This is a genomic window from Amycolatopsis sp. NPDC114503 (assembly GCF_055633655.1).
In genome coordinates this window covers 757,339-776,872 of sequence record NZ_JBVKDT010000001.1, presented here as the reverse complement: position 1 = coordinate 776,872, position 19,534 = coordinate 757,339, and the positions used below count along the sequence as shown (strand labels likewise).

Below are 19,534 nucleotides of genomic sequence, written 5' to 3'. Positions count from 1 at the left end.
CGTGGACATCCGGATTCCGGTGGCAGACGGGGAAATCGACGGCTATCTCGCAGTGCCCGCCGGGGACGGGCCTTTCCCGGCAGTGGTGCTGATCCACGACATCTTCGGGCTGAACCAAGACGCACGCGAGATCACCGACCGGTACGCCGCCGCGGGTTATCTCGCGCTGAGCCCCGATCTGTACTCGCGCGGCGGCATGATTCGGTGTGTGAAGCGGACTTTCCAGGACATGCTCGCCCGCGAGGGCCGGGCGTTCGCGGACATCGAGGCCGCACGGGTGCTCGTCGCCGGGCGGGACGACGCGACCGGCAAGGTCGGCGTCGTCGGTTTCTGCATGGGCGGCGGGTTCGCTTTGGTAGCCGCCTCTCGGGACTTCGACGCTTCCGCTCCGTACTACGGCGCACTGCCGAAGGATCTGTCCGTTTTGGACGGTGCCTGCCCGATCGTCGGCAGCTTCGGCCGCAAGGACCTCCCCCTGCGCGGTGCCGCGGCCAAGCTCGACGCCGCGCTCACCGAACGAGAAATCCCGCACGACGTCAAGGAATACCCCGATGCCGGGCACGGCTTCGCGAACCACTACCGGCCCACGCCGCTGGCCGCTCTCGCGAAGGTCACGGGCATGGGCTATCACGAACCGTCGGATTCGGATGCCTGGCGACGCGTCATGGCGTTCTTCGAGGAGCACCTGAAGTAGTCAGCCGAAAGTGCTCAAATAGCCGAGCGCTCCGACTGCGACCGCGCCGAGGCAGGCGAGGCCGACGGTGCGTCGATCCGCCCGCTGGGCTTGCGCCAGCAACCGGATGCCGGACGGCACGAGCGCCACGCACAACCCGGCCGCGGCGGCGATCGACCACATCGTCGTTCCTTTGAGGACACCGAGCGGCATGGCACTCACGACGGCGAGCGCTACCGAGCGCACTCGCCCGAGCACTCCCGCGCGGTAGGCCGCGAAACCCAGCAGCGGCCAGCCGAACATGATCGTGAACGACAAGAAGCTGAACAGGTGCAGATCGCCGTAGGCCTCCGCGACGAACGCGGTCGCGTAGTCCGCTCCGCGATGCCGGGCGAGATCCGTTGCGGCCTGGTCGAATCCGGCATGGAAGACCCGCTCGACCAGACCGATCAGCACAAACGCGCCGGACCACGCCGCCCAGCGCGGCTTCGCCACCGCGATCTGACGGACCACTGTGGACACTGCGAAGAGAAGAACCACCTGACCGGCGAGGAAACAGGTGGCGGCGGCGGTCATTTGTGCCGGATGCCGCACGATCGCGGCGAGCTGGTGCGGAAAGAAGAACGGATACGGCAGGCGCAGCAGCACGCCGGCGAGCACGAGCACCGGACCGAGAACCAGCGCCGCTCCGCCGAGGCGAGGGCCGGGAAAGGTCGACATGCCGCTCACCGTGCCCGGCCGGACACTCCGCGCACATCGGTCCGGGGCGGACAGTTCCACGCCACGGAACTAAACCAGGGGATGACCCACCACAGCACGATGTGCGCGCCCGCCGCACTGGCTAACGTGGGGTTATGTCCCCTCTGCGAGTGAGCGACGTCGCGCTGGCGGCAGGCCTCCTCGTCACGGACGTCGGGCTTGCCGGGAATCTGCTGATCGACGAGGAGCCTTGGCGGCTGCCGGTTTCCGCGGCGGTCGCGACGCTGATCGCCGCCGCGGTCCTCCTGCGGCGGCGGGCTCCGGTTCCGGTACTGATCGGCACCGTGGTCGTCTCCGCTTCCGCCGCGGCTTTCGGGCTGCTGTGGGATCCCTTCGTCGGGGCGGCTCTGGTGCTGTATCTCGTGCGTCCGCCTCGTGCGTTGCCTGCCGCGGCCGGGGTTGCGGCGGTGTCGGCGGCAACTGCGGTGGTGGGGCATTGGTGGTACGCGTTCGGCGTCCCGCTGGTGTTGCTCACCTGGGGGCTTGCCGAAGCGGTGCGGTCCCGTCGCGAGCAAACGGCGCGGCAGGAACGGCAACGCGAACATCGGATCCTGGTCGACGAACGCGTCCGGATCGCGCGCGAACTGCACGACGTCGTCACGCACGGGATGGGCTTGATCGCGGTGAAAGCGGGCGTCGCCAACCATGTCGCGGACAGCCGCCCGGAGGAAGCGCGCGACGCGTTGCGGGTAATCGAAGCGACCAGCCGCAACGCGCTCGGCGAGATGCGGCGGTTGCTGCACGTGCTGCGCGACGACGGCGACGAGACCCCGGCCGACCCGCTCGCCGCGCTGCCGCAGCTGGCCGAACGCGCGCGACAGACCGGGGTCGACGTCGAGCTGTCCGTCCTGGGCACCGCGCAGGTTCCCGAACCGGTCGCGCTGGCTGCGTACCGGATCGTGCAGGAAGCGGTGACGAACGTGGTGAAACACGCCGCGCCGGCCCGGTGCCGAGTGGTGGTCGCGGTCGCCGCTGAAGAGATCCGGATCCAAGTCACCGACGACGGCGCGGCACCAGTTGGCGAGCTGCGACTCGGCCACGGCCTGACCGGAATGCGCGAACGCGTCGCCCTCTACGGCGGCGAACTGGTCGCCGGTCCCAGCCCGGACGGCGGGTTCCGCGTCAGCGCCACTCTCCGGTGCGCCGATGCCTGACCAGATCCGGGTCGTCATCGCGGACGATCAAGCCTTGCTGCGCGGGAGTTTCCGGCTGCTGCTCGACAGCGAACCGGACTTCACGGTGATCGGCGAAGCCGCGACCGGTGCCGAGGCGGTCGAGCTGGCCGTGGCCGAAAAGCCGGACGTGGTGCTGATGGACGTGCGGATGCCGGTGATGGACGGTATCGAGGCGACCCTGCTGATCAGCGAGCGCGCCCCGGACGTTCGGGTGCTGGTGCTGACCATGTTCGACCTCGACGAGCACGTGTTCGCCGCCCTGCGCGCCGGAGCGACCGGATTCCTGCTCAAGGACACCCGCCCGGCCGACCTGTGCGCTGCGGTGCGCGTGGTCGCTTCCGGAGACGCGTTGCTCGGCCCGTCCATCACCCGACGGCTGGTCGCGCAGTTCGCGCGGATCCCGGACGCCCCGCCGCGCGCCGACGTCGCCGCCTTGGCCCCGCGAGAGCGCGAGGTGCTCACGCTCGTCGCGAGTGGACTGTCCAATGTGGAGATTACTGAACGGATGCAGCTGTCGATGGCGACAGTGAAGACCTACATCGGACGGCTGCTGGCGAAACTCGACGCCCGGGACCGCGCGCAGCTGGTGATCGTCGCGTACGAATCCGGTTTGGTGCGTCCGCGGAACTAGCGCCACACTGCCTCGGCGCGATCGCTGGCCTCCGGGGTGAAATAGTCGCCGGTCTCCAGGTCTTCCAGCAGCGTCGCGTGGTGCGGCGTCCAGCCCAGCAGGTCTTGCGTGTGCGCGCTGGAGGCAGGCACGTCGAGCGAGAAGAACCTTGCCAGGAAAGGGTTTCCGAGGTGCTCGGCGGCTTCTTCGAGAGTCAGTGACGCGGTGGGAATGTCCAGCAGCTGCGCGATTTTCTCCGCGACGCTCTTGATCGCGACGGTTTCCCCGACCCCGTGAAGCACGCTCCCCGCAGGCGCTTTCTCCAGTGCCAGCCGGAAAAGCACTGCCGCGTCCTCGCGATGGACCGCGGGCCAGCGGTTCGTGCCGTCGCCGACGAACGCCGAAACCCCTGCCCGGCGCGCGCCCGCGATGAGCGCTGGGATGAAGCCGTGGTCGCGCGGTCCGTGCACGGTCGGGGCGAGCCGTACGACACTGGCGCGGACGCCCTGGTCGGCAAAACCGAGGCAGGTCTGCTCGCCAGGGATGCGGAAGTAAGCGACGGAGCCAGGGTCGGCCGGGTCGAGTTCCGTGCTGACCTGATCGGCCTTCATCACCAGCGTGCCGGACGTGCTGACGAACGGTTTGCCGGTGCCGACCAGCGCCTGGCCCAGCGCGTCGATCGCCTCGCAGTCGCGGCGGATGAGGTCGTCCGGATCGGCGTAGCCGCCGCCTTGGGCCATGTGCAGCACGCCGTCGGCGGCTTCGGCACCGCGGCGCAGGCTGTCGAGATCGTCGAGCGAACCGCGATGCGGCGTCGCGCCGAGCGACTCCAGCCGCGCGGCCGAGGTGTCCGAACGAGCCAAGCCGGTGACCGTGTGCCCGGCCCTGACCAGCTCGGCGACGACGGCGGGGCCGGTCTGGCCGGATCCGCCGGTGACGAAGAAGTGCATGAAGGGCTCCTTAGTGTCAGTCACTGACTCTACGCGTAGCGACAGTGACTGACGCAATGTGGCGTCAGTCACTGGCGCAAACCCCGGGTAGGCTCAGGACGTGCCACGGAGCGGAGCAGAAGCGCGCAGCCGCCTCAAACAGGCGGCGCTGGAGCTGTACCGGGAAAACGGGTTCGACAAGACGACCACGGCGGAGATCGCGGCTCGGGCAGGCGTCACCGAGCGCACCTTCTTCCGGCACTTCCCGGACAAGCGCGAGGTGCTCTTCGACGGCGAAGCCGACCTGCGCGACGACCTCACCCAGTCGGTCGCCGAAGCCCCGGAAGACCTTGCGCCGCTGGAAATCCTGCTTCGCGCCTTCAAGAAGGCCGGCCGGATCATGGAGCGCAACCTCCCGTTCGCCGAACCCCGGCGCGACCTGATCGCCGCGACGCCGACTCTGCGGGAGCGCAACCTCGCCAAGGCCGCGACGCTCGCCGAGGCACTCGCGGAAGCGTTGCGGGAGCGGGGGATCGAGGAGCGGCTGGCGCGGCTGGCCGCGCAGACCGGGTGGGCGACGTTCCATCACGCCACGCAAGCCTGGATCAGCGATCCCGCGCGAGGGTTGGACGATTATCTGGATGAGGCGTTCGCGGATCTGCGGACGCTCGGCGCGGAGGTCCGGACAGCGAAAAGCCCTCCCGCGTCGTAACCCGGGAGGGCTTTCGGCACAAAGCTCAGCGGCGCTTGGGTTTCCAGACCACCAGCGCGGTGTTCTGCTGCAGCGGCACCAGATCCTTGCGATAAGAAGCGTGCACCGCCGCGGCGGCTCGTTCGGCGGCCACGTAGGCGGCGGCGAGTTCCTCGGTCAGCTCGTGCACCCGGGACTGCAGCGCGTCGACCTGGTTCTCCAGTTCGATGATCCGCTTGATCCCGGACAGGTTGACCCCGTCCTCCTGCGAGAGGCGCTGGACCTCGCGCAGCAGGGCGATGTCGCGCATCGAGTAGCGCCGTCCGCCGCCGGCGGTGCGGCCTGGCGAAACCAAGCCGTGCCGGTCGTAGGAGCGCAACGTCTGCGCGTGCAGCCCGGAAAGCTGGGCCGCCACCGAAATCACGAACACCGGGGTGTCCTCGTCCGCGCCGTGCGGGAGTCCCGGATTGCCGCCGAACATCGACCTCACCTGCCTTCGAGCAACTCGGTGATCTCGGGCCGCGGGTCGTGGCCCTTCATCGCCTCGGCGTAGGTCTCAAGTGCCGACCGCGCCTTGTCGTCGAGTTTCGCCGGGACCGCAGCCTCCAGCGTGACCAGCAGGTCGCCCTGTGCGCCGTCCCGCTTATGAATGCCCTTTCCGCGCACTCGCAACACTCGGCCGCTCGCGGTACCCGCGGGCACCTTCAGCGACACCTTGCCCTCGAGCGTCGGCACCGTGACGGTGGTGCCCAGCGCGAGTTCGGTGAAGTCCACCGGCACGGTGAGCGTGAGGTTGAGGTCCTTGCGCCCGAACAGCTTGTGCGGGGCCACGTGCACGCGCACGTACAGGTCGCCCGCCTGCGCGCCGCCGCGCCCGGGTTCGCCCTGGCCGGCCAGCCGGATCCGCTGGTCGTCCTTCACGCCCGGCGGGATGCGCACGGTGAGCGTGCGGGTGCGGGTGCTGACGCCCTCGCCCGCGCACTCGGGGCACGGCTCGTCGATGATCTTGCCCCGGCCGCGACAGTCCTGGCACGGCTCGGAGAACGCGAACGCGCCCTGGCTCCGGCTGACCAGCCCGGATCCGCTGCAGGTCGGGCAGACCCGCGGCGAGGTGCCCGGCTTCGCGCCGTTTCCGCCGCACGTGCTGCAGGTGGCCGGGCTCGACAGCCGCAACGGCAGCGTCGCGCCCTTCACCGACTCGAGGAAGTCGATCCGCACATCGGTTTCGACGTCCGCGCCGCGCTGCGGCCGGTTCGCCGTCGCTCCGGCGGCTCCGCCCCGGCCACGGCCGAAAATGCCGCCGAGGATGTCGCCGAGGCCGCCGAATCCGCCCTGCTGGCCCTGGGCGCCGGCCTGGTTGAACAGGTCGCTCATGTCGAAGCCGCCCGCGCCGCCACCGCCGGGGAAGCCGCCGAACCCGCCCGCGCCGCCGGAGCCGAAGAGCGTGCGCGCCTCGTCATACTCCTTGCGCTTGGCCGGATCGGACAGCACGCCGTACGCCTCGGACACGGCCTTGAACTTGTTCTCGGCCGCGGTGTTGCCCGCGTTGGCGTCCGGGTGGTTTTCCTTGGCCAGCTTGCGGTAGGCCTTCTTGATCTCGTCCGCGGTCGCGTCGGAGGAGACACCCAGCTCTTTGTAGAAGTCCTTGCCGATCCACTCCCGAGCACTCATCGGGTGTCTCCTCCTTTCGCTGCAAACCGAGTGTTACTGCTGGCCGGACTCATCGACCGAACCGTCGAGCGGCAGTTCGCCGCCGACCGGCGGATCGACCGGCTGCTGCGCCGGCGCCTCGCCGGGCTCGTGGTCGGTCACGCCGACCAGCGCCGCCCGCAGCACCCGGTCGCCGAAGCGGAAACCGCGGCGCATGACCAGGGTGACGGTCGGGCCCTTCACGTCCGGGGACGTGTTGTGCTGCACGGCCTCGTGGACGCTCGGGTCGAATTCCTCGCCCTCGGCGCCGAACGATTCCAGACCGGCCCGCTCCAGGCTGCTGACCAGCTTGTCGGCCACCGCCTTGAACGCGCCGGTGAGGTCGCCGTGCTGCTCCGCGCGCTGGAGGTCGTCCAGCAGCGGCAGCAGGTCGCCGACCACGGACGCCTTCGCGCCCTGCACGACGGCTTCGCGGTCGCGGTCGACCCGCTTGCGGTAGTTCGCGTACTCCGCCTGCAAACGCTGCAGGTCGGCAGTGCGCTCGGACAGTTGCTTTTCGACGTCCGAGGTGGCCGAAACCGCTTCGTCCACGGAATCGCCCAGCGAGGGGCCCGAGGGCTCCTCGCCGGCCGGAGTTTCCTCCGCGGCGGGCGGGCGGACCTCGCCGGTCTGCGGGTCCACCCGTCGCCGATCCCGCACGACTACCGGTTCCTCGGGGCCAGGACCCTCGGTCTCGGAGTGGCGGGGGGTCACTTCTTCTCGTCCTCTTCCACGATCTCGGCGTCGACCACGTCGTCCGCCTTCGACTTCGGAGCGTCGCCTGCCGCACCCGCGGCGCCGGCCGCGCCCTCAGCGCCCGGGGCGCCTTCGGCTCCGGCGTTCGCGTACAGCGCGCTGCCCAGCTCCTGCGAAGCGGTGTTCAGCTTCTCGATGGACTCGCGGATCTTGGCCGAGTCGGTGCCCTTGAGCGCCTCGTTCGCCTCGTCGATCGCGGACTTCACCTTGCCCTTGAGGTCCTCGGGCAGCTTGTCCTCGTTGTCCTTGACGAACTTCTCGGTCTGGTAGACCAGCGTCTCGGCCTGGTTGCGGGTCTCGGCCTCGTCGCGGCGCTTCTTGTCCTCTTCGGCGTGCGCCTCGGCGTCCTTGACCATGCGCTCGATGTCGTCCTTCGGCAGCGCGGAGCCGCCGGTGATCGTCATCGACTGTTCCTTGTTCGTGCCGAGGTCCTTCGCGGTCACGTGCACGATGCCGTTGGCGTCGATGTCGAAGGTGACCTCGATCTGCGGCACGCCGCGCGGGGCGGGCGGAAGACCGGTCAGCTCGAACATGCCGAGCTTCTTGTTCGCCGCCGCGATCTCGCGCTCGCCCTGGAACACCTGGATCTGCACCGACGGCTGGTTGTCGTCCGCCGTCGAGAAGATCTCGGACCGCTTGGTCGGGATCGTGGTGTTGCGCTCGATCAGCTTGGTGAAGACGCCGCCCTTGGTCTCGATGCCCAGCGACAGCGGGGTCACGTCGAGCAGCAGGACGTCCTTGACCTCGCCCTTGAGCACGCCGGCCTGCAGCGCGGCGCCCACGGCGACGACCTCGTCCGGGTTCACGCCCTTGTTCGGCTCGCGGCCGCCGGTCAGCTCCTTGACCAGCTCGGACACGGCCGGCATGCGGGTGGAACCGCCGACGAGCACCACGTGGTCGATGTCGCCGACCGCGATGCCCGCGTCCCGGATCACGTTGTTGAACGGCTGGCGGGTGCGCTCGAGCAGGTCCGAGGTGATCTTCTGGAACTCGGCGCGCGACAGCGTCTCGTCGAGGAACAGCGGGTTCTTGTCGCCGTCCACCGTGATGTAGGGCAGGTTGATGCTGGCGGAGTTGGAGCTGGACAGCTCGATCTTCGCCTTCTCGGCCGCCTCGCGGATGCGCTGCAGCGCCATCTTGTCCTTGGTCAGGTCAATGCCGTTGGTGGCCTTGAACTTGTCGACCAGCCAGGTGACGATGCGCTCGTCCCAGTCGTCGCCGCCGAGGTGGTTGTCACCGGAGGTGGCGCGCACCTCCACGACGCCCTCGCCGATCTCCAGCAGCGAGACGTCGAACGTGCCGCCGCCGAGGTCGAAGACCAGGATGGTCTGTTCCTTCTCGCCCTTGTCCAGGCCGTAGGCCAGCGCGGCCGCGGTCGGCTCGTTCACGATCCGGAGCACGTTCAGGCCGGCGATCTGGCCGGCCTCCTTGGTGGCCTGGCGCTGCGCGTCCTCGAAGTACGCCGGGACGGTGATCACCGCGTCGGTGATCTCCTCGCCGAGGTAAGCCTCCGCGTCGCGCTTGAGCTTCATCAGCACGCGGGCGCTGATCTCCTGCGGCGTGTAGCCCTTGCCGTCGATCTCGGTCTTCCAGTCGGTGCCGATGTGCCGCTTCACGGACCGGATCGTGCGGTCGACGTTCGTGACGGCCTGGTTCTTCGCCGGCTGGCCCGTCAGCACTTCGCCGTTCTTGGCGAAGGCGACGATGGAGGGGGTGGTACGGGAGCCTTCCGAGTTGGCGATGACCGTCGGCTCGCCGCCCTCAAGGACGGCGACGACCGAGTTGGTCGTGCCGAGGTCGATGCCGACCGCTCGCGCCATGGTGCTTCCTCTCGTGTTCAGTCCAGTACTGATGCTATGTTCGTGACCTGCGGTTTCGAGGCACTCTTGAGTACCTTCCTAGCAGGTTCTCCCGGTCTCGCGCTCGGCCTGGTCCGCCAGACTTGAGCCGACTGCGCTCAACCTTGATATCAGGATAACGGGGAACCGGCCGTACTTGTTCCCGGGTTCACCCGCAGAATTCGCCCCGCGGTGGTGTGACGCCACTCACCAGATAGCTGGCCTCGGCGCGCTGCACGCACTGCGAGTTGAGCAGCCCGGTGTGGCCGTCGCCGAGGTACGTGAGCAGCACCGATCCGTCGATGCTCGCGGCGAGCCCGTGCGCCCACGGCAACGGCGTCGCCGCGTCGTGCGCACCGCCCACGACGAGGATCGGCGGGGCTCCGTGCACCGGATGCGGCTGCGGCGGGTTCAGCGCGGGAAGCGGCCATCCGGTGCAGCCCGCGGAGATGTCCCAGAACTCGCTGTAGCGCCAGCTGTGCGAGGCGACCGCGCGGATCGTCCTGGCCGCCGCGCGCAGGTCCGCCGGGCCGGTGAACGGCGACGGGAAGTCCTGGCAGCCGATCGAGCGGTACGCGCCGTAGGTGTCGCTCGCGAACGACGAGTTCGTCGCGAGCGCGCTCGCGTCCGGGTCCGCCAGCGCGCGGCTCAGGACCGGCCACTCGACCGGAAGATAGAGGTGGCCGTACGCGCCGGAGGCCAGTTCCTCGCCGGTTGCCTTGCGGCCCAACGCTTTCGCGTACGCGCCGTGGGCAACGAGGTCGTCGTAGCGGGCGAGCGCGTTCTTGCCGTGCAGCGCGCAGTCGGTCGAGCGGTCGCACCACGCGGCGAACCGCAGCAAGGCGTCCTCGGTCGCGGCGGCTTCCTCGATCATCGCCTGCCACACCGGCCGGGCGTGGTCGACCGCGCCGTCGAGCACCATGGTCCGCACGCGGTCCGGATGCTTCGACGCGTACACCGCGCCCAATTCGGTGCCGTACGAGACGCCGAGCCAGGAGATCTTCTGCTCGCCGAGCGCACTGCGGATCCCGTCGATGTCCTCGGCGGCGCTTTGCGTGTCGACGTGCCCGAGCATCGGGCCCGTCTTGGCGAGACAGTCCTCGCCCGCCGCGCGGTTGTGCGCGACGAAGGCGTCGTACTGCTTATTCGTGGCCGGGAAGAGGCCGAGCTTCGGGTCGTACAGTTTCGATTGGTCACAGCTGATCTTCGGATCGCTGAACCACACGCCGCGCGGATCGAAGCCGATGATGTCGAAGCGGTCCCGCAACGGTTTCCGCGCCGCTCCGATGATCTTGGTGTCGAGTCCGCCGAAGCGCACGAAGCCGACCCCGGATCCGCCCGGCCCGCCCGGATTGACGAGCAGCGAACCGATCCGGTGCTTCTGGTCGGCCGCGGGCAGCCGGGTGAGCGCGATGTGCGCGATGCCCGTCTCCGGGTGGGCACGGTCGATCGGCACCTCGATCTGACTGCATTGGGCGGTCGGTTCCTGCTCGGTCCCGCACGGCGTCCAGGTCAATGCCGGGGTCGGTGCGCTGACCAGCGGAAGCAAGGTCAGCACTGCAGCGGCCAGGTTCATGCCCGGCGCACCTGCGCGGCCCGGTCCTCGGCGGCCGTGCGAAGCACGACGGTCTCCGCGTTCCGGACAACCCCCTGCTGCACCGGAACTTCCACCACCGCGACCGGCGTCGTGGCCTGCGGCTCAGGCGAGTGGCCGATCGCCGCGGTGATCGCGAACGCCCCCACCGCGCCCGCCAGCACCGCGGCCAGCAGCCGCGTTTCGAGTTTGCGCATGATGTGTCTGTTCTCCCCTTCAGACGGCCTTGACGGTGACGCTGCCGCTGTCCGTGGTCAGCTCGAGCGTCTTCGCGTCCGGGCCGGAGTTCTGCGGAATGTCGATGCTGCGGTGACCGCTCTCGCTGTTGCCGGTGACCTGGTAGGACCCGTTGCGCGGCACGGTCAGCGCGATCCGGCCGGAGTCGGCCTGCGCCTTGACGGCGTTGGGCTGGGCGAGCGTGAGTTCGATCCGCCCGCTGCCCGCCGAGACGTCGACCGGCCCGTGCACCCCGTCGCCCTCGATCCGGCCGGACTGGCTGTGCACCCGCACCTCGCCGACGTTGTGCAGTTCGGCGGCGCCACTGTCCAGCTGGAGCTTGACCAGCCCCGGGACGTCCTGCATCTGCGCCCGCCCGGAATCGGCGACGACGTCGACGCTGCCGACGCCCGCGAAATCCAGCGTGCCGGAGTCGGAGTTGCCCGTGACCGGGATGCCCGGCGGGACGATCAGTTCCATGTCGGCGGTGCAGTTGCGGCCACAGTCGACGATGACGAGCTGGTCGCCCTCGACGCGGTAGGCGTCGCCGGGCGCGCCGCTGAAGTGGTAGCGCAGGGTCTGATGCACCCGGGCCGCGCCGGGCGCGGTGCGGATGCGCACGTCGCCGGAGCCGTTCTCCAGCTTCACCGAGCGGATCTCCTGCGTCAGCGTCGCGTCCCGCGAGACCGTGGACCCGAACCCCCACCCGCCGAATCCGATCGCCACCCCAACGCCGATCACCGCGATGCCGGCCAGTGCCAGAAGCGGGCGTGCCATGTCAGTTCCCCTCAGTACCACTCTCGGCTGTCTGGAGAGACGTTAGAAGGTGCGGGCCCCCGGGGACATCCGGTAAACCCCCCGAAACATCCCTGAGGCGGCGACCGGAGGGCCAGGGTCCTAACCTGGCGGCCGGAGAGCCCCGTGGATCAGGAGGAACCCATGCCCCAGCCGCCCAATCCCTACGACTACCTGCCGTCGGTTCCCTCGTTCACCCTGCGCAGCACGGACATCGCCGACGGAGAGACCCTGGCTCAGCCGCACCTGTCGGGCATCTTCGGCGCCGGCGGCGAGGACCGCTCGCCGCAGCTGGCGTGGGAAGGCTTCCCGGAAGGCACCCGCAGCTTCGCGGTGACGGTGTACGACCCGGACGCCCCGACTGCCAGCGGTTTCTGGCACTGGGCGGTGTTCAACATCCCGGCGTCGGTGACTTCGCTGGAGGCCGGCGCGGGGGATTCAGCGGGGTCGGGGCTGCCCTCGTCCGCTGTCACGCTCAAGGGTGATGGCGGGGTGAAGCAGTACCTGGGGGCCGCGCCGCCTCCCGGGCACGGGCCGCACCGGTATTTCTTCGTGGTGCACGCGCTGGATGTGGAGACGCTGGAGGTTCCGGAGGACGCTACGCCCGCGTTTCTCGGGTTCAACCTGTTCGGACACACGTTGGGGCGGGCCACGTTGGTGCCGGTTTACGAGAACAAGGGCTGAGGTTTTCGGTGGAGGAGCCGGGGGTCGCGGTTGCGTCTGAGCAACCGCGGCCCGACGTGGTGGGAGCGGTCGTCCTGAACGCCGAGGGTCGCGCGTTCGTCCAGCTCCGCAGCGCGGACCGCGACCTCTACCCGAACACGTGGGACGTCGTGGGCGGGAAGGTCGAGACCGGCGAGACGCCGAGGGAAGCGCTGGAGCGCGAGGTCGCCGAGGAAACCGGATGGCGGCTGCGCCGGATCGTCCGGGACCTCGGCAGCTTCCACTGGCCGGACAACGACGGCGTCGAGCGGACCGGCCTCTACTTCGTGATCGAAGTGGACGGAGACCTGGCCCGCCCGGTCCTCGAATGGGACAAGCACCCGCGCTACGCCTGGGCCGGTGCCGAGGACCTGGACATGCTGCGCGAGAACTGCGAGCCGGACGACACCTTGATCAGGGACGTCGTCGCCCGCGCACTGTCCTCAGTGGACTGATCAGCGAACCGCCTCGCGTTCCAGGTACCGCCCCTGCGCGTGCTCCGCGAACCCGAATTTCCGGTACAGCTCATGCGCGTCCGACGTGTGCAGCATCCACCTGAACTGCGCCCCCGGCCCATTCTCGATCATCTCGCGCACGATCTCTTTGCCCAGCCCGCTCCCGCGCGCGGACTCGACCACGAACACGTCTCCGAGATACGCCGAGGTCACGCCGTCGGAGAAGGCTCGCGCGAAGCCGACCTGCCGTCCGTCCGCGCGCGAGTAGGCGCCGACGACCCGCCACGATCCGGCGATCGCCGCTTCCACCTGTTCTCGCGTCCGCCATCGGCCCCAGTAGGCCTCGGTGGAGAGGAATTCCCACAGCACGTCGAGGTCGAGCCGCTCCCGCCGGTCGTCGACCTCGTATTCACCCACGACCCTCATGCCCGGCAAGCTAGCCGACCGCCGCCCGGAAACTCCACCGAATTCAAGCGGGTTTGAGCAGGTAGTCCACCACCGGCCGCAGCTCCTCCGCGGACGGCGGTTCGTCGTCGATCAACCCCTGGATCAGCAGGCCGTCGATCCCCGCGAGGAACACCCGGAACGCGACCTCGTCGTCGTGCCGGACCATCGACGTCAGGACGTCCAGCCAGCGTCGCGCGGCCGGGCGCAGTTCGGGTTTGCGCGCGGCCAGCAGGTACAGCTCGTACTCCGCCATCGTGCGGCCGCGGCGGGGGCCCAGCGCCTCCGCGAGCAGGCCAGCCACCTCTTCGGCCCCGCGGCTGCCGCGGGACCGGGCGCGGTCGATCATCCAGTACACCTCGGTCGCCATGTCGCGCGCGCACGAGATAAGCGTGGCCACGAGCAGGTCGTCCAGCGAGGAGAAGTGATAGGTCGTGGACGTCGTCGGCACGCCCGCTTCGGCCGCGACCGTGCGGTGCGTGACCCCGGCGACGCCGTCGCGTTCGATCACTCGCAGGGTCGCCTCGATGATCTCCGTGCGCCGCTTCTCGCCGCGAGCCTTGCGGCCGTCGGTCTGGATTTTCACGACTGGCTCCCGACCTCGATGAGCACCACCCCGCCGACCACGAGAACCAGCCCGGAGATCACCGCGAGGTTGATCGGTTCCTTCAGGAACAGCACGCCGACCAGCGCGACCAGCGCCACGCCCGCCGCCGCCCAGATCGCGTAGGCCACCCCGATCGGCAGCCCGAGCTTCAGCACCCGAGACAGCGCGAAGAACGCCAGCCCGTACCCGACGATCACCAGGATCGACGGCGTCACCTTGGAGAAGCCCTCGGAAAGCTTGAGCGAAACCGTGGCGGTCACTTCTGCGGCGATGGCCAAAGCGAGGTACAAGTAAGCACCCATAGCTCACTAAATTACCTGAACGATCGTCCCACTTGCCAGCGAGGCGTGCACCACATCGGTGGGACTTGGGGCCGCCAGACCGGTTACCCATCAGTAAGAAGCGTTACCCTGCTCGGCACCGGCGCGCTCGCGCGGCGGCACCACCACACCGGACGAAAGGCACCCGACGATGGGCGCTGTACAGCTGACGCTCGGGGGGATCTCCGTCCTCCTGGGCATCGTCGCCTGGGGAATGTTCATCGCGACCATTGCCCGCTTCGTGCGGGTGATCAAGCTCGGCCAGCCGGACGCCACCCGCAACGGCCCGTTCACGGCGCGCTTGATGACCCTGATCAAGGAATTCGCGGCACACACCCGCATGGCGAAGTTCCGCCAGGTCGCCCCGTGGCACTGGCTGGTCATGTGGGGCTTCCTGATCGGGTCGCTCGCGCTGTTCGAGGCCTATGGCGAGGTGTTCGTCCCGACCTGGGGCTGGCCGATCCTCGAGGACTGGTCGCTCTGGAGCCTCCTGATGGAGCTGCTCGGCGTCGGCACGGTCGTCGGCGGCGTCGCGCTCGCGATCATCCGGCAGCTGAACCACCCGCGCCGGGCCGACCGGCTGTCGCGCTTCGCGGGCTCGAACTTCAAGTGGGCCTACTTCGTCGAGGCCGTGGTGATCGTCGAGGGCATCGGCATCATCGGCGTGCGCGCGGGCAAGGCCGCGATGCACGTCCACGAGACGCCGACCTGGGCCGCCTTCGTCTCGAACCCGCTCAGTGAGCTGCTGCCCTCCAGCGCGGCGCTGGTGTCGGTGTTCGCCTTCATCAAGCTGATGAGCGCGACGGTCTGGCTGATCGTCGTGGCCCGCACGATGACCATGGGCATCGCCTGGCACCGGTTCAGCGCGTTCTTCAACATCTACTTCAAGCGCGAGGCCGACGGCGGCGTCGCGCTCGGCGCGGTCAAGCCGATGATGAGCAAGGGCAAGGTGCTCGACCTCGAAGAGGCCGACCCGGACGAGGACACCTTCGGCGTCGGCGCGATCGAGGACTTCAGCTGGAAGGGCTGGCTGGACTTCTCCACCTGCACCGAATGCGGCCGTTGCCAGTCGCAGTGCCCGGCGTGGAACACCGGCAAGCCGCTGTCGCCGAAGCTGCTCATCACGCAGCTTCGCGACCACGCCTACGCGAAGGCTCCGTACCTGCTCGCGGGCGGCAAGCGCGACATGGCCGGTGACGAGGTCGGTCTGTCCGGCGACAACATGTACGCGGGCATCGACGTCCTCGCGATCGCTGAGTCGCAGAAGGCGCTCGTCGGCGACGACGGCGGCGTCATCGACCCGGACGTCCTGTGGTCCTGCACCTCCTGCGGCGCGTGCGTCGAGCAGTGCCCGGTGGACATCGAGCACGTCGACCACATCGTCGACATGCGCCGCTACCAGGTGATGATCGAGTCGTCGTTCCCCACGGAGCTGAACGGCATGTTCAAGAACCTGGAGAACAAGGGCAACCCGTGGGGCCAGAACGCCAAGGACCGTCTGCAGTGGACGGAGGACCTCGACTTCGAGGTTCCGGTCTTCGACGGCGACCTCGGCGACGCGGAGTACCTGTTCTGGGTCGGCTGCGCCGGCGCGTTCGAGGACCGCGCGAAGAAGACCACCCGCGCGGTCGCCGAACTGCTGCACATCGCGGGCGTCAAGTACACCGTGCTCGGCTCGGAGGAGTCCTGCACCGGTGACCCGGCTCGCCGCGCGGGCAACGAGTTCCTGTTCCAGATGCTGGCGCAGCAGAACGTCGAGGTGCTGAACTCGGTGTTCGAGGGCCGGGAACGCAAGGCGCGCAAGGTGGTCGTCACCTGTGCGCACTGCTTCAACACCCTCGCCAACGAGTACCCGGAGCTGGGCGGCCAGTTCGACGTCGTGCACCACACGCAGCTGCTGAACCGCCTGGTGCGGGAGAAGCACCTGACACCGGTCGCGCCGGTCGCCGAGGACGTCACCTACCACGACCCCTGCTACCTGGGCCGGCACAACAAGGTCTACGACGCTCCGCGCGAGCTCGTCGGCGCGTCCGGTGCGCAGCTGCGCGAAATGCCGCGGCACGGCGACCGGTCGATGTGCTGCGGCGCGGGCGGCGCGCGGATGTGGATGGAAGAGAAGATCGGCAAGCGGATCAACGTCGAGCGCGTGGACGAGGCGCTCGGCACCGCTCCGTCGAAGATCGCCACCGGCTGCCCGTTCTGCCGCGTGATGCTCACCGACGGCGTCACCTCGCGCCAGAGCGACGGGCTGGCGAGCGAGAAGGTCGAGGTCGTGGACGTCGCGCAGCTGCTGCTCACCGCGGTGAAGCGCAAGCCGGAGCCGGCGCTGGTCGCCTCGGGCGCGCCGTCGCTCGACGAATCGGACGCGGAGCTGTCGGCCAAGCCGGACGTCCCGACCGACGAGAAGCCGACCGGAACGCCGTTGCCCGAGGGCGACGACTGACCCTGTCAGCACTGAAGACGGCCCCTGGCATCCGCGGATGCCAGGGGCCGTTCCGTTACCAGGACATTTGTCAGGGGCGGATCGTGATGTTCGGCCCGGGTCCGGAGACGCGCGCCCTGCGACTCTCCCGATATGACATTCCGGAAGACCGCCGTCGCCGCACTGGCAGCGCTTTCTCCGCTCTTCGCCGAGTTCCTGCTCGGCGACCAATACTTGGCGGGCCCGCCGGAAGTCGGTCAGCTGGCCATGTTCGCGATGTTCGTGACGCTGTACGGAGCCGGGGCGGTGTTGATCCGCGAGGTGGCGCGGCGGATGAATCGCGGCTGGCCAACCATTATCGCGCTGGCCGTCGCGTACGGCGTCGCAGAAGAAGGACTGCTGACCCAGACCCTTTTCAACCCGCACTACCTCGGTCTCGATCTGCTGAAGCCCGCGTACGTTCCATGGCTGGGCATCGGCGGGCAGTGGACGGTCTACGTGGTGACGCTGCACGTGGTGTGGAGCATCGCAACGCCCATCGCGATCGCGGAAGCTTTCTTCGGCCGTACGCCGTGGTTGCGCCGACCTGGGTTATGGGCGTGGAGCGTCGTGTTGGTTATCGGCTGCGCGGCAACGTTCGTCGTGAGCTACCGAATGGGGTACTTCCTCGCGGCTCCGGCACAGCTGATCGGCGCGTTCCTCGTGGCAGCCGGACTCGCGTTCGCCGCTCTTCGGCTGACGGCCGCCCCGAAGCCGGCGCGCGGCAACGGGTGGATCGGCTTCGCGGTCGGACTCATCGCAAGCACCGTGTTCCAGCTCGTCATGAAGGCGGACCTGCCTCCGTGGCCGACTGTCGGCGTCATGCTGGCGTTGGAAGCGGCCGTGGTCGCGTACGCGATCCGCGTACGTCCTCCAGCCATTTCGCTGGCCGCGGGTGCCACCGTGACGTACGGCTGGGTCGGGTTGCTGACAGCCGTGGACGCCGGCTTCGCCGCGACGGTCGAACAATCGGTACTGGTCACGGGCGCGCTCGCGCTCGTGGTGGCCGCTTGCAGCAGGCGGCGCACCCCGCAGTGCAGTTAGTCTTCCCGGCGTGAGCGACGAATCCGAGGGCGGCGGCGAAAGCACTCTCACCGTGGTTCTGGCCGGCGGGGTGAATCTGGCCATCGCGGTGCTGAAGCTCGTCGCGGGCATCGTCACCGGGTCGGGCGCGATGCTGTCGGAGGCCGCGCATTCGGTCGCCGACACCATCACCGAGGTGCTGCTGCTCACCGCGTTGAAGCGGTCGGAGCGACCGGCGGACCGCCGCCATCCGTTCGGGTACGGCAAGGAGCGGTACTTCTGGTCGCTGCTGGCCGCGGTGTCGATCTTCGCCTCTGGTGCGGTTTTCGCGCTGTACGAAGGCTTTAGCACCGTTTTCGGGGAAGGCGCGGAGCAGACCAAACCGATCGTCGGCTATATCGTGCTGGCGATCGCGTTCGCGCTCGAATCGGTGTCGTGGACGCAGGCGGTCCGCCAGGTGCGCCGCGACGCGAAGGCCGAGCAGCGGTCGTTCTTCGCCTACCTGCGGATGATCGACGACCCAGCCCCGAAGACGGTGCTGTTCGAGGACTCCGCGGCACTGGTCGGGCTGCTGCTCGCGTTCGCCGGAATCGGGCTGCACCAGCTGACCGGTTCGGACGTGTGGGACGGCATCGCGTCGATCCTCATCGGCGTACTGCTGGCGTGCGTCGCGTACCTGCTCGGCAGCACGAACCGCGGCCTGCTGGTCGGCCGTCAGGCGGATCCGCGCCTGGTCCGCGGCATCCGGGACCACCTCGGGGCCGCGCCGGAAATCGACGCGCTGGTGGATCTGCAGACCATGCTGATGGGCACCGACCACGTCCTGGTCTGCGCCCGCGTGGACTTCGACGACGCACTCGGCGCCGCCGACCTGGAACGCGCGTGCGTGCGGATGGCGGACGAACTGAGCGAGCGGTTCCCGGACGTCGCGGAGGTGTTCATCGAACCGGTGCCGCGGACGGATCCGAAGCTGCGCGCGACGGTGCTGGCCCGGTACGGCCTCCCGCCGCGGCCGACTCAGTAGCCGAAGTCCTGGGTCCAGTACCAGCCGTCCGTCGCGACGCCGACGCCCAGTTTCGTCAGCGAGCAGTTGAGGATGTTCTTGCGGTGCCCGCTGGAGTTCATCCACATCTGCATCACCTGGTCCGCGCTGGTCGCGCCCTTCGCGATGTTCTCCGCGCCCGGCTTGGAGTATCCGGCGGCGGTGATGCGGTCGGCGAAGCTTTCGCCTTCCGGGGTGTCGTGGGAAAAGTAGTCGCGGCTGGACATGTCGTCGCTGTGTCCCTGCGCCGCTTTGTCGAGGTGCGATTCCTCGGTCACCGGGTCGCAGCCCGCTTTGCTCCGCTCGTCGTTGACCAGGCCGATGACCTGCCCCGCCAGCGTCGGCGAGCTGCGCGGCTTCGGCGACGGCTTCGCGCTGCTGCTCGTCGGAGTGTCCTCTTTGGACTCTTCGGTGGGCGGAGGCGGCGGCGCGGGCTTGGCTGACGTCGACGGGGTCGTCGTGGTCGCGGGGGCGCTGGAGCTCGGTGTCGCCGACGTGGATGACGCCGGCGACACCGCGAAGGGCCGCAACGCACCCGCGGACAGCCCGGCGTCGTGCGTTTCCGGGACTGCGACGCTCAGTGTGTCGAGGTGCCCGGAGCGCAGCGCGAAGGTTCCGCCGGCTGCTCCGAGCCCCCCGAAGAGAACACTGAGAGTCACACTCACGACCCGGACGCGCACACTAATGGAGGACACAGCCGCGGAAACTATCACGAACTGATTACGATGGTTACCTCCAAATGGCGCAGCGGCCGG

The 19,534-nt window shown here is 69.0% G+C and carries 22 protein-coding genes; 9 read left to right on the top strand and 13 right to left on the bottom strand.

What is annotated here, in order from left to right:
- Position 1 precedes the first annotated feature (1 nt).
- A complete protein-coding gene (locus ACZ7OI_RS03805; protein WP_470262666.1) occupies positions 2-694 on the top strand; it encodes a dienelactone hydrolase family protein in 693 nt (230 codons plus the stop codon).
- Here ACZ7OI_RS03805 and ACZ7OI_RS03800 read toward each other — a convergent pair whose 3' ends face one another.
- Entirely contained in the window at positions 695-1,393 is a 699-nt protein-coding gene (locus tag ACZ7OI_RS03800; protein WP_470262665.1) for a hypothetical protein, read from the bottom strand.
- Between the two features lie 134 nt (positions 1,394-1,527).
- On the opposite strand from ACZ7OI_RS03800, the gene ACZ7OI_RS03795 reads away from it, so the two are divergent.
- Both ACZ7OI_RS03795 and ACZ7OI_RS03790 read left to right on the top strand, forming a co-directional pair.
- Positions 1,528-2,586 carry a sensor histidine kinase gene (locus tag ACZ7OI_RS03795; RefSeq protein WP_470262664.1) on the top strand — a complete coding sequence of 353 codons (1,059 nt, stop codon included), beginning with the start codon at positions 1,528-1,530 and terminating at the stop codon, positions 2,584-2,586.
- The gene (locus ACZ7OI_RS03790) at positions 2,579-3,238 is read left to right on the top strand and encodes a response regulator (protein WP_470262663.1); all 660 of its coding nucleotides are present in this window, start codon (positions 2,579-2,581) and stop codon (positions 3,236-3,238) included. The genes ACZ7OI_RS03795 and ACZ7OI_RS03790 overlap by 8 nt, the downstream gene beginning before the upstream one ends.
- On the opposite strand, the gene ACZ7OI_RS03785 is transcribed toward ACZ7OI_RS03790, so the two are convergent.
- Complete coding sequence (locus tag ACZ7OI_RS03785) at positions 3,235-4,167, bottom strand: SDR family oxidoreductase (RefSeq protein ID WP_470262662.1); 933 nt, start codon at positions 4,165-4,167, stop codon at positions 3,235-3,237. The two genes, ACZ7OI_RS03790 and ACZ7OI_RS03785, sit on opposite strands and share 4 nt — an antisense overlap.
- A 100-nt stretch (positions 4,168-4,267) precedes the next feature.
- On the opposite strand from ACZ7OI_RS03785, the gene ACZ7OI_RS03780 reads away from it, so the two are divergent.
- Positions 4,268-4,858: a TetR family transcriptional regulator gene (locus ACZ7OI_RS03780; protein ID WP_470262661.1), complete on the top strand. Its 591-nt coding sequence runs from the start codon at positions 4,268-4,270 to the stop codon at positions 4,856-4,858.
- A gap of 25 nt (positions 4,859-4,883) precedes the next feature.
- Here the strand turns inward: ACZ7OI_RS03780 and ACZ7OI_RS03775 are convergent, their stop codons facing one another.
- The 7 genes from ACZ7OI_RS03775 to ACZ7OI_RS03745 form a co-directional block, all read right to left on the bottom strand.
- Positions 4,884-5,318: a heat shock protein transcriptional repressor HspR gene (locus tag ACZ7OI_RS03775; RefSeq protein ID WP_116199398.1), complete on the bottom strand. Its 435-nt coding sequence runs from the start codon at positions 5,316-5,318 to the stop codon at positions 4,884-4,886.
- A gap of 5 nt (positions 5,319-5,323) precedes the next feature.
- Complete coding sequence (dnaJ, locus tag ACZ7OI_RS03770; RefSeq protein WP_470262660.1) at positions 5,324-6,508, bottom strand: molecular chaperone DnaJ; 1,185 nt, start codon at positions 6,506-6,508, stop codon at positions 5,324-5,326.
- A gap of 33 nt (positions 6,509-6,541) precedes the next feature.
- Positions 6,542-7,240: a nucleotide exchange factor GrpE gene (grpE, locus tag ACZ7OI_RS03765; RefSeq protein WP_470262659.1), complete on the bottom strand. Its 699-nt coding sequence runs from the start codon at positions 7,238-7,240 to the stop codon at positions 6,542-6,544.
- The gene (gene dnaK, locus ACZ7OI_RS03760) at positions 7,237-9,102 is read right to left on the bottom strand and encodes a molecular chaperone DnaK (RefSeq protein ID WP_370933012.1); all 1,866 of its coding nucleotides are present in this window, start codon (positions 9,100-9,102) and stop codon (positions 7,237-7,239) included. Before dnaK ends, grpE begins: the two co-directional genes overlap by 4 nt.
- A 187-nt stretch (positions 9,103-9,289) precedes the next feature.
- On the bottom strand, positions 9,290-10,696 hold the full coding sequence (locus ACZ7OI_RS03755) for an alpha/beta hydrolase (RefSeq protein ID WP_470262658.1): 1,407 nt from the start codon (positions 10,694-10,696) through the stop codon (positions 9,290-9,292).
- Entirely contained in the window at positions 10,693-10,911 is a 219-nt protein-coding gene (locus tag ACZ7OI_RS03750) for a hypothetical protein (protein WP_370933009.1), read from the bottom strand. The genes ACZ7OI_RS03755 and ACZ7OI_RS03750 overlap by 4 nt, the downstream gene beginning before the upstream one ends.
- A 19-nt stretch (positions 10,912-10,930) precedes the next feature.
- Complete coding sequence (locus ACZ7OI_RS03745) at positions 10,931-11,707, bottom strand: DUF4097 family beta strand repeat-containing protein (protein WP_470262657.1); 777 nt, start codon at positions 11,705-11,707, stop codon at positions 10,931-10,933.
- Between the two features lie 162 nt (positions 11,708-11,869).
- On the opposite strand from ACZ7OI_RS03745, the gene ACZ7OI_RS03740 reads away from it, so the two are divergent.
- Both ACZ7OI_RS03740 and ACZ7OI_RS03735 read left to right on the top strand, forming a co-directional pair.
- On the top strand, positions 11,870-12,409 hold the full coding sequence (locus tag ACZ7OI_RS03740; protein WP_470262656.1) for a YbhB/YbcL family Raf kinase inhibitor-like protein: 540 nt from the start codon (positions 11,870-11,872) through the stop codon (positions 12,407-12,409).
- An 8-nt stretch (positions 12,410-12,417) separates the two neighbouring features.
- A complete protein-coding gene (locus tag ACZ7OI_RS03735; RefSeq protein ID WP_470262655.1) occupies positions 12,418-12,882 on the top strand; it encodes an NUDIX hydrolase in 465 nt (154 codons plus the stop codon).
- Here the strand turns inward: ACZ7OI_RS03735 and ACZ7OI_RS03730 are convergent, their stop codons facing one another.
- Genes ACZ7OI_RS03730 through ACZ7OI_RS03720 form a run of 3 tightly spaced genes read right to left on the bottom strand, consistent with a single transcriptional unit; the run spans position 12,883 to position 14,235 of the window.
- Positions 12,883-13,308 (bottom strand): GNAT family N-acetyltransferase, encoded by a 426-nt coding sequence (locus ACZ7OI_RS03730; RefSeq protein ID WP_470262654.1) that lies wholly within the window; start codon positions 13,306-13,308, stop codon positions 12,883-12,885.
- Between the two features lie 43 nt (positions 13,309-13,351).
- The gene (locus ACZ7OI_RS03725) at positions 13,352-13,912 is read right to left on the bottom strand and encodes a TetR/AcrR family transcriptional regulator (protein WP_009085017.1); all 561 of its coding nucleotides are present in this window, start codon (positions 13,910-13,912) and stop codon (positions 13,352-13,354) included.
- Positions 13,909-14,235 (bottom strand): DMT family transporter, encoded by a 327-nt coding sequence (locus ACZ7OI_RS03720; protein ID WP_378303537.1) that lies wholly within the window; start codon positions 14,233-14,235, stop codon positions 13,909-13,911. The genes ACZ7OI_RS03725 and ACZ7OI_RS03720 overlap by 4 nt, the downstream gene beginning before the upstream one ends.
- Positions 14,236-14,404: 169 nt before the next feature.
- Between ACZ7OI_RS03720 and ACZ7OI_RS03715 the strand changes: the two genes are divergently transcribed.
- From ACZ7OI_RS03715 to ACZ7OI_RS03705, 3 genes are all read left to right on the top strand, one after another.
- The gene (locus ACZ7OI_RS03715) at positions 14,405-16,696 is read left to right on the top strand and encodes a (Fe-S)-binding protein (RefSeq protein ID WP_470262653.1); all 2,292 of its coding nucleotides are present in this window, start codon (positions 14,405-14,407) and stop codon (positions 16,694-16,696) included.
- 132 nt (positions 16,697-16,828) lie between these two features.
- A complete protein-coding gene (locus ACZ7OI_RS03710) occupies positions 16,829-17,758 on the top strand; it encodes a hypothetical protein (RefSeq protein WP_470262652.1) in 930 nt (309 codons plus the stop codon).
- Positions 17,759-17,768: 10 nt separating this feature from the next.
- Positions 17,769-18,761, top strand: a complete 993-nt coding sequence (locus tag ACZ7OI_RS03705; RefSeq protein WP_470262651.1) for a cation diffusion facilitator family transporter — start codon at positions 17,769-17,771, stop codon at positions 18,759-18,761.
- On the opposite strand, the gene ACZ7OI_RS03700 is transcribed toward ACZ7OI_RS03705, so the two are convergent.
- Complete coding sequence (locus tag ACZ7OI_RS03700; protein ID WP_470262650.1) at positions 18,755-19,444, bottom strand: CAP domain-containing protein; 690 nt, start codon at positions 19,442-19,444, stop codon at positions 18,755-18,757. The two genes, ACZ7OI_RS03705 and ACZ7OI_RS03700, sit on opposite strands and share 7 nt — an antisense overlap.
- Positions 19,445-19,534 lie beyond the last annotated feature (90 nt).

What these genes read in the sequence shown, in the direction of transcription:
- ACZ7OI_RS03730 (WP_470262654.1), bottom strand. Translation starts at nt 13,308, where the DNA reads ATGAGGGTCGTGGGTGAATACGAGGTCGACGACCGGCGGGAGCGGCTC.
- dnaJ (WP_470262660.1), bottom strand. Translation starts at nt 6,508, where the DNA reads ATGAGTGCTCGGGAGTGGATCGGCAAGGACTTCTACAAAGAGCTGGGT.
- ACZ7OI_RS03710 (WP_470262652.1), top strand. Translation starts at nt 16,829, where the DNA reads ATGACATTCCGGAAGACCGCCGTCGCCGCACTGGCAGCGCTTTCTCCG.
- dnaK (WP_370933012.1), bottom strand. Translation starts at nt 9,102, where the DNA reads ATGGCGCGAGCGGTCGGCATCGACCTCGGCACGACCAACTCGGTCGTC.
- ACZ7OI_RS03800 (WP_470262665.1), bottom strand. Translation starts at nt 1,393, where the DNA reads ATGTCGACCTTTCCCGGCCCTCGCCTCGGCGGAGCGGCGCTGGTTCTC.
- ACZ7OI_RS03790 (WP_470262663.1), top strand. Translation starts at nt 2,579, where the DNA reads ATGCCTGACCAGATCCGGGTCGTCATCGCGGACGATCAAGCCTTGCTG.
- ACZ7OI_RS03785 (WP_470262662.1), bottom strand. Translation starts at nt 4,167, where the DNA reads ATGCACTTCTTCGTCACCGGCGGATCCGGCCAGACCGGCCCCGCCGTC.
- ACZ7OI_RS03740 (WP_470262656.1), top strand. Translation starts at nt 11,870, where the DNA reads ATGCCCCAGCCGCCCAATCCCTACGACTACCTGCCGTCGGTTCCCTCG.
- ACZ7OI_RS03720 (WP_378303537.1), bottom strand. Translation starts at nt 14,235, where the DNA reads ATGGGTGCTTACTTGTACCTCGCTTTGGCCATCGCCGCAGAAGTGACC.
- ACZ7OI_RS03745 (WP_470262657.1), bottom strand. Translation starts at nt 11,707, where the DNA reads ATGGCACGCCCGCTTCTGGCACTGGCCGGCATCGCGGTGATCGGCGTT.
- ACZ7OI_RS03755 (WP_470262658.1), bottom strand. Translation starts at nt 10,696, where the DNA reads ATGAACCTGGCCGCTGCAGTGCTGACCTTGCTTCCGCTGGTCAGCGCA.
- ACZ7OI_RS03775 (WP_116199398.1), bottom strand. Translation starts at nt 5,318, where the DNA reads ATGTTCGGCGGCAATCCGGGACTCCCGCACGGCGCGGACGAGGACACC.
- ACZ7OI_RS03795 (WP_470262664.1), top strand. Translation starts at nt 1,528, where the DNA reads ATGTCCCCTCTGCGAGTGAGCGACGTCGCGCTGGCGGCAGGCCTCCTC.
- ACZ7OI_RS03715 (WP_470262653.1), top strand. Translation starts at nt 14,405, where the DNA reads ATGGGCGCTGTACAGCTGACGCTCGGGGGGATCTCCGTCCTCCTGGGC.
- ACZ7OI_RS03750 (WP_370933009.1), bottom strand. Translation starts at nt 10,911, where the DNA reads ATGCGCAAACTCGAAACGCGGCTGCTGGCCGCGGTGCTGGCGGGCGCG.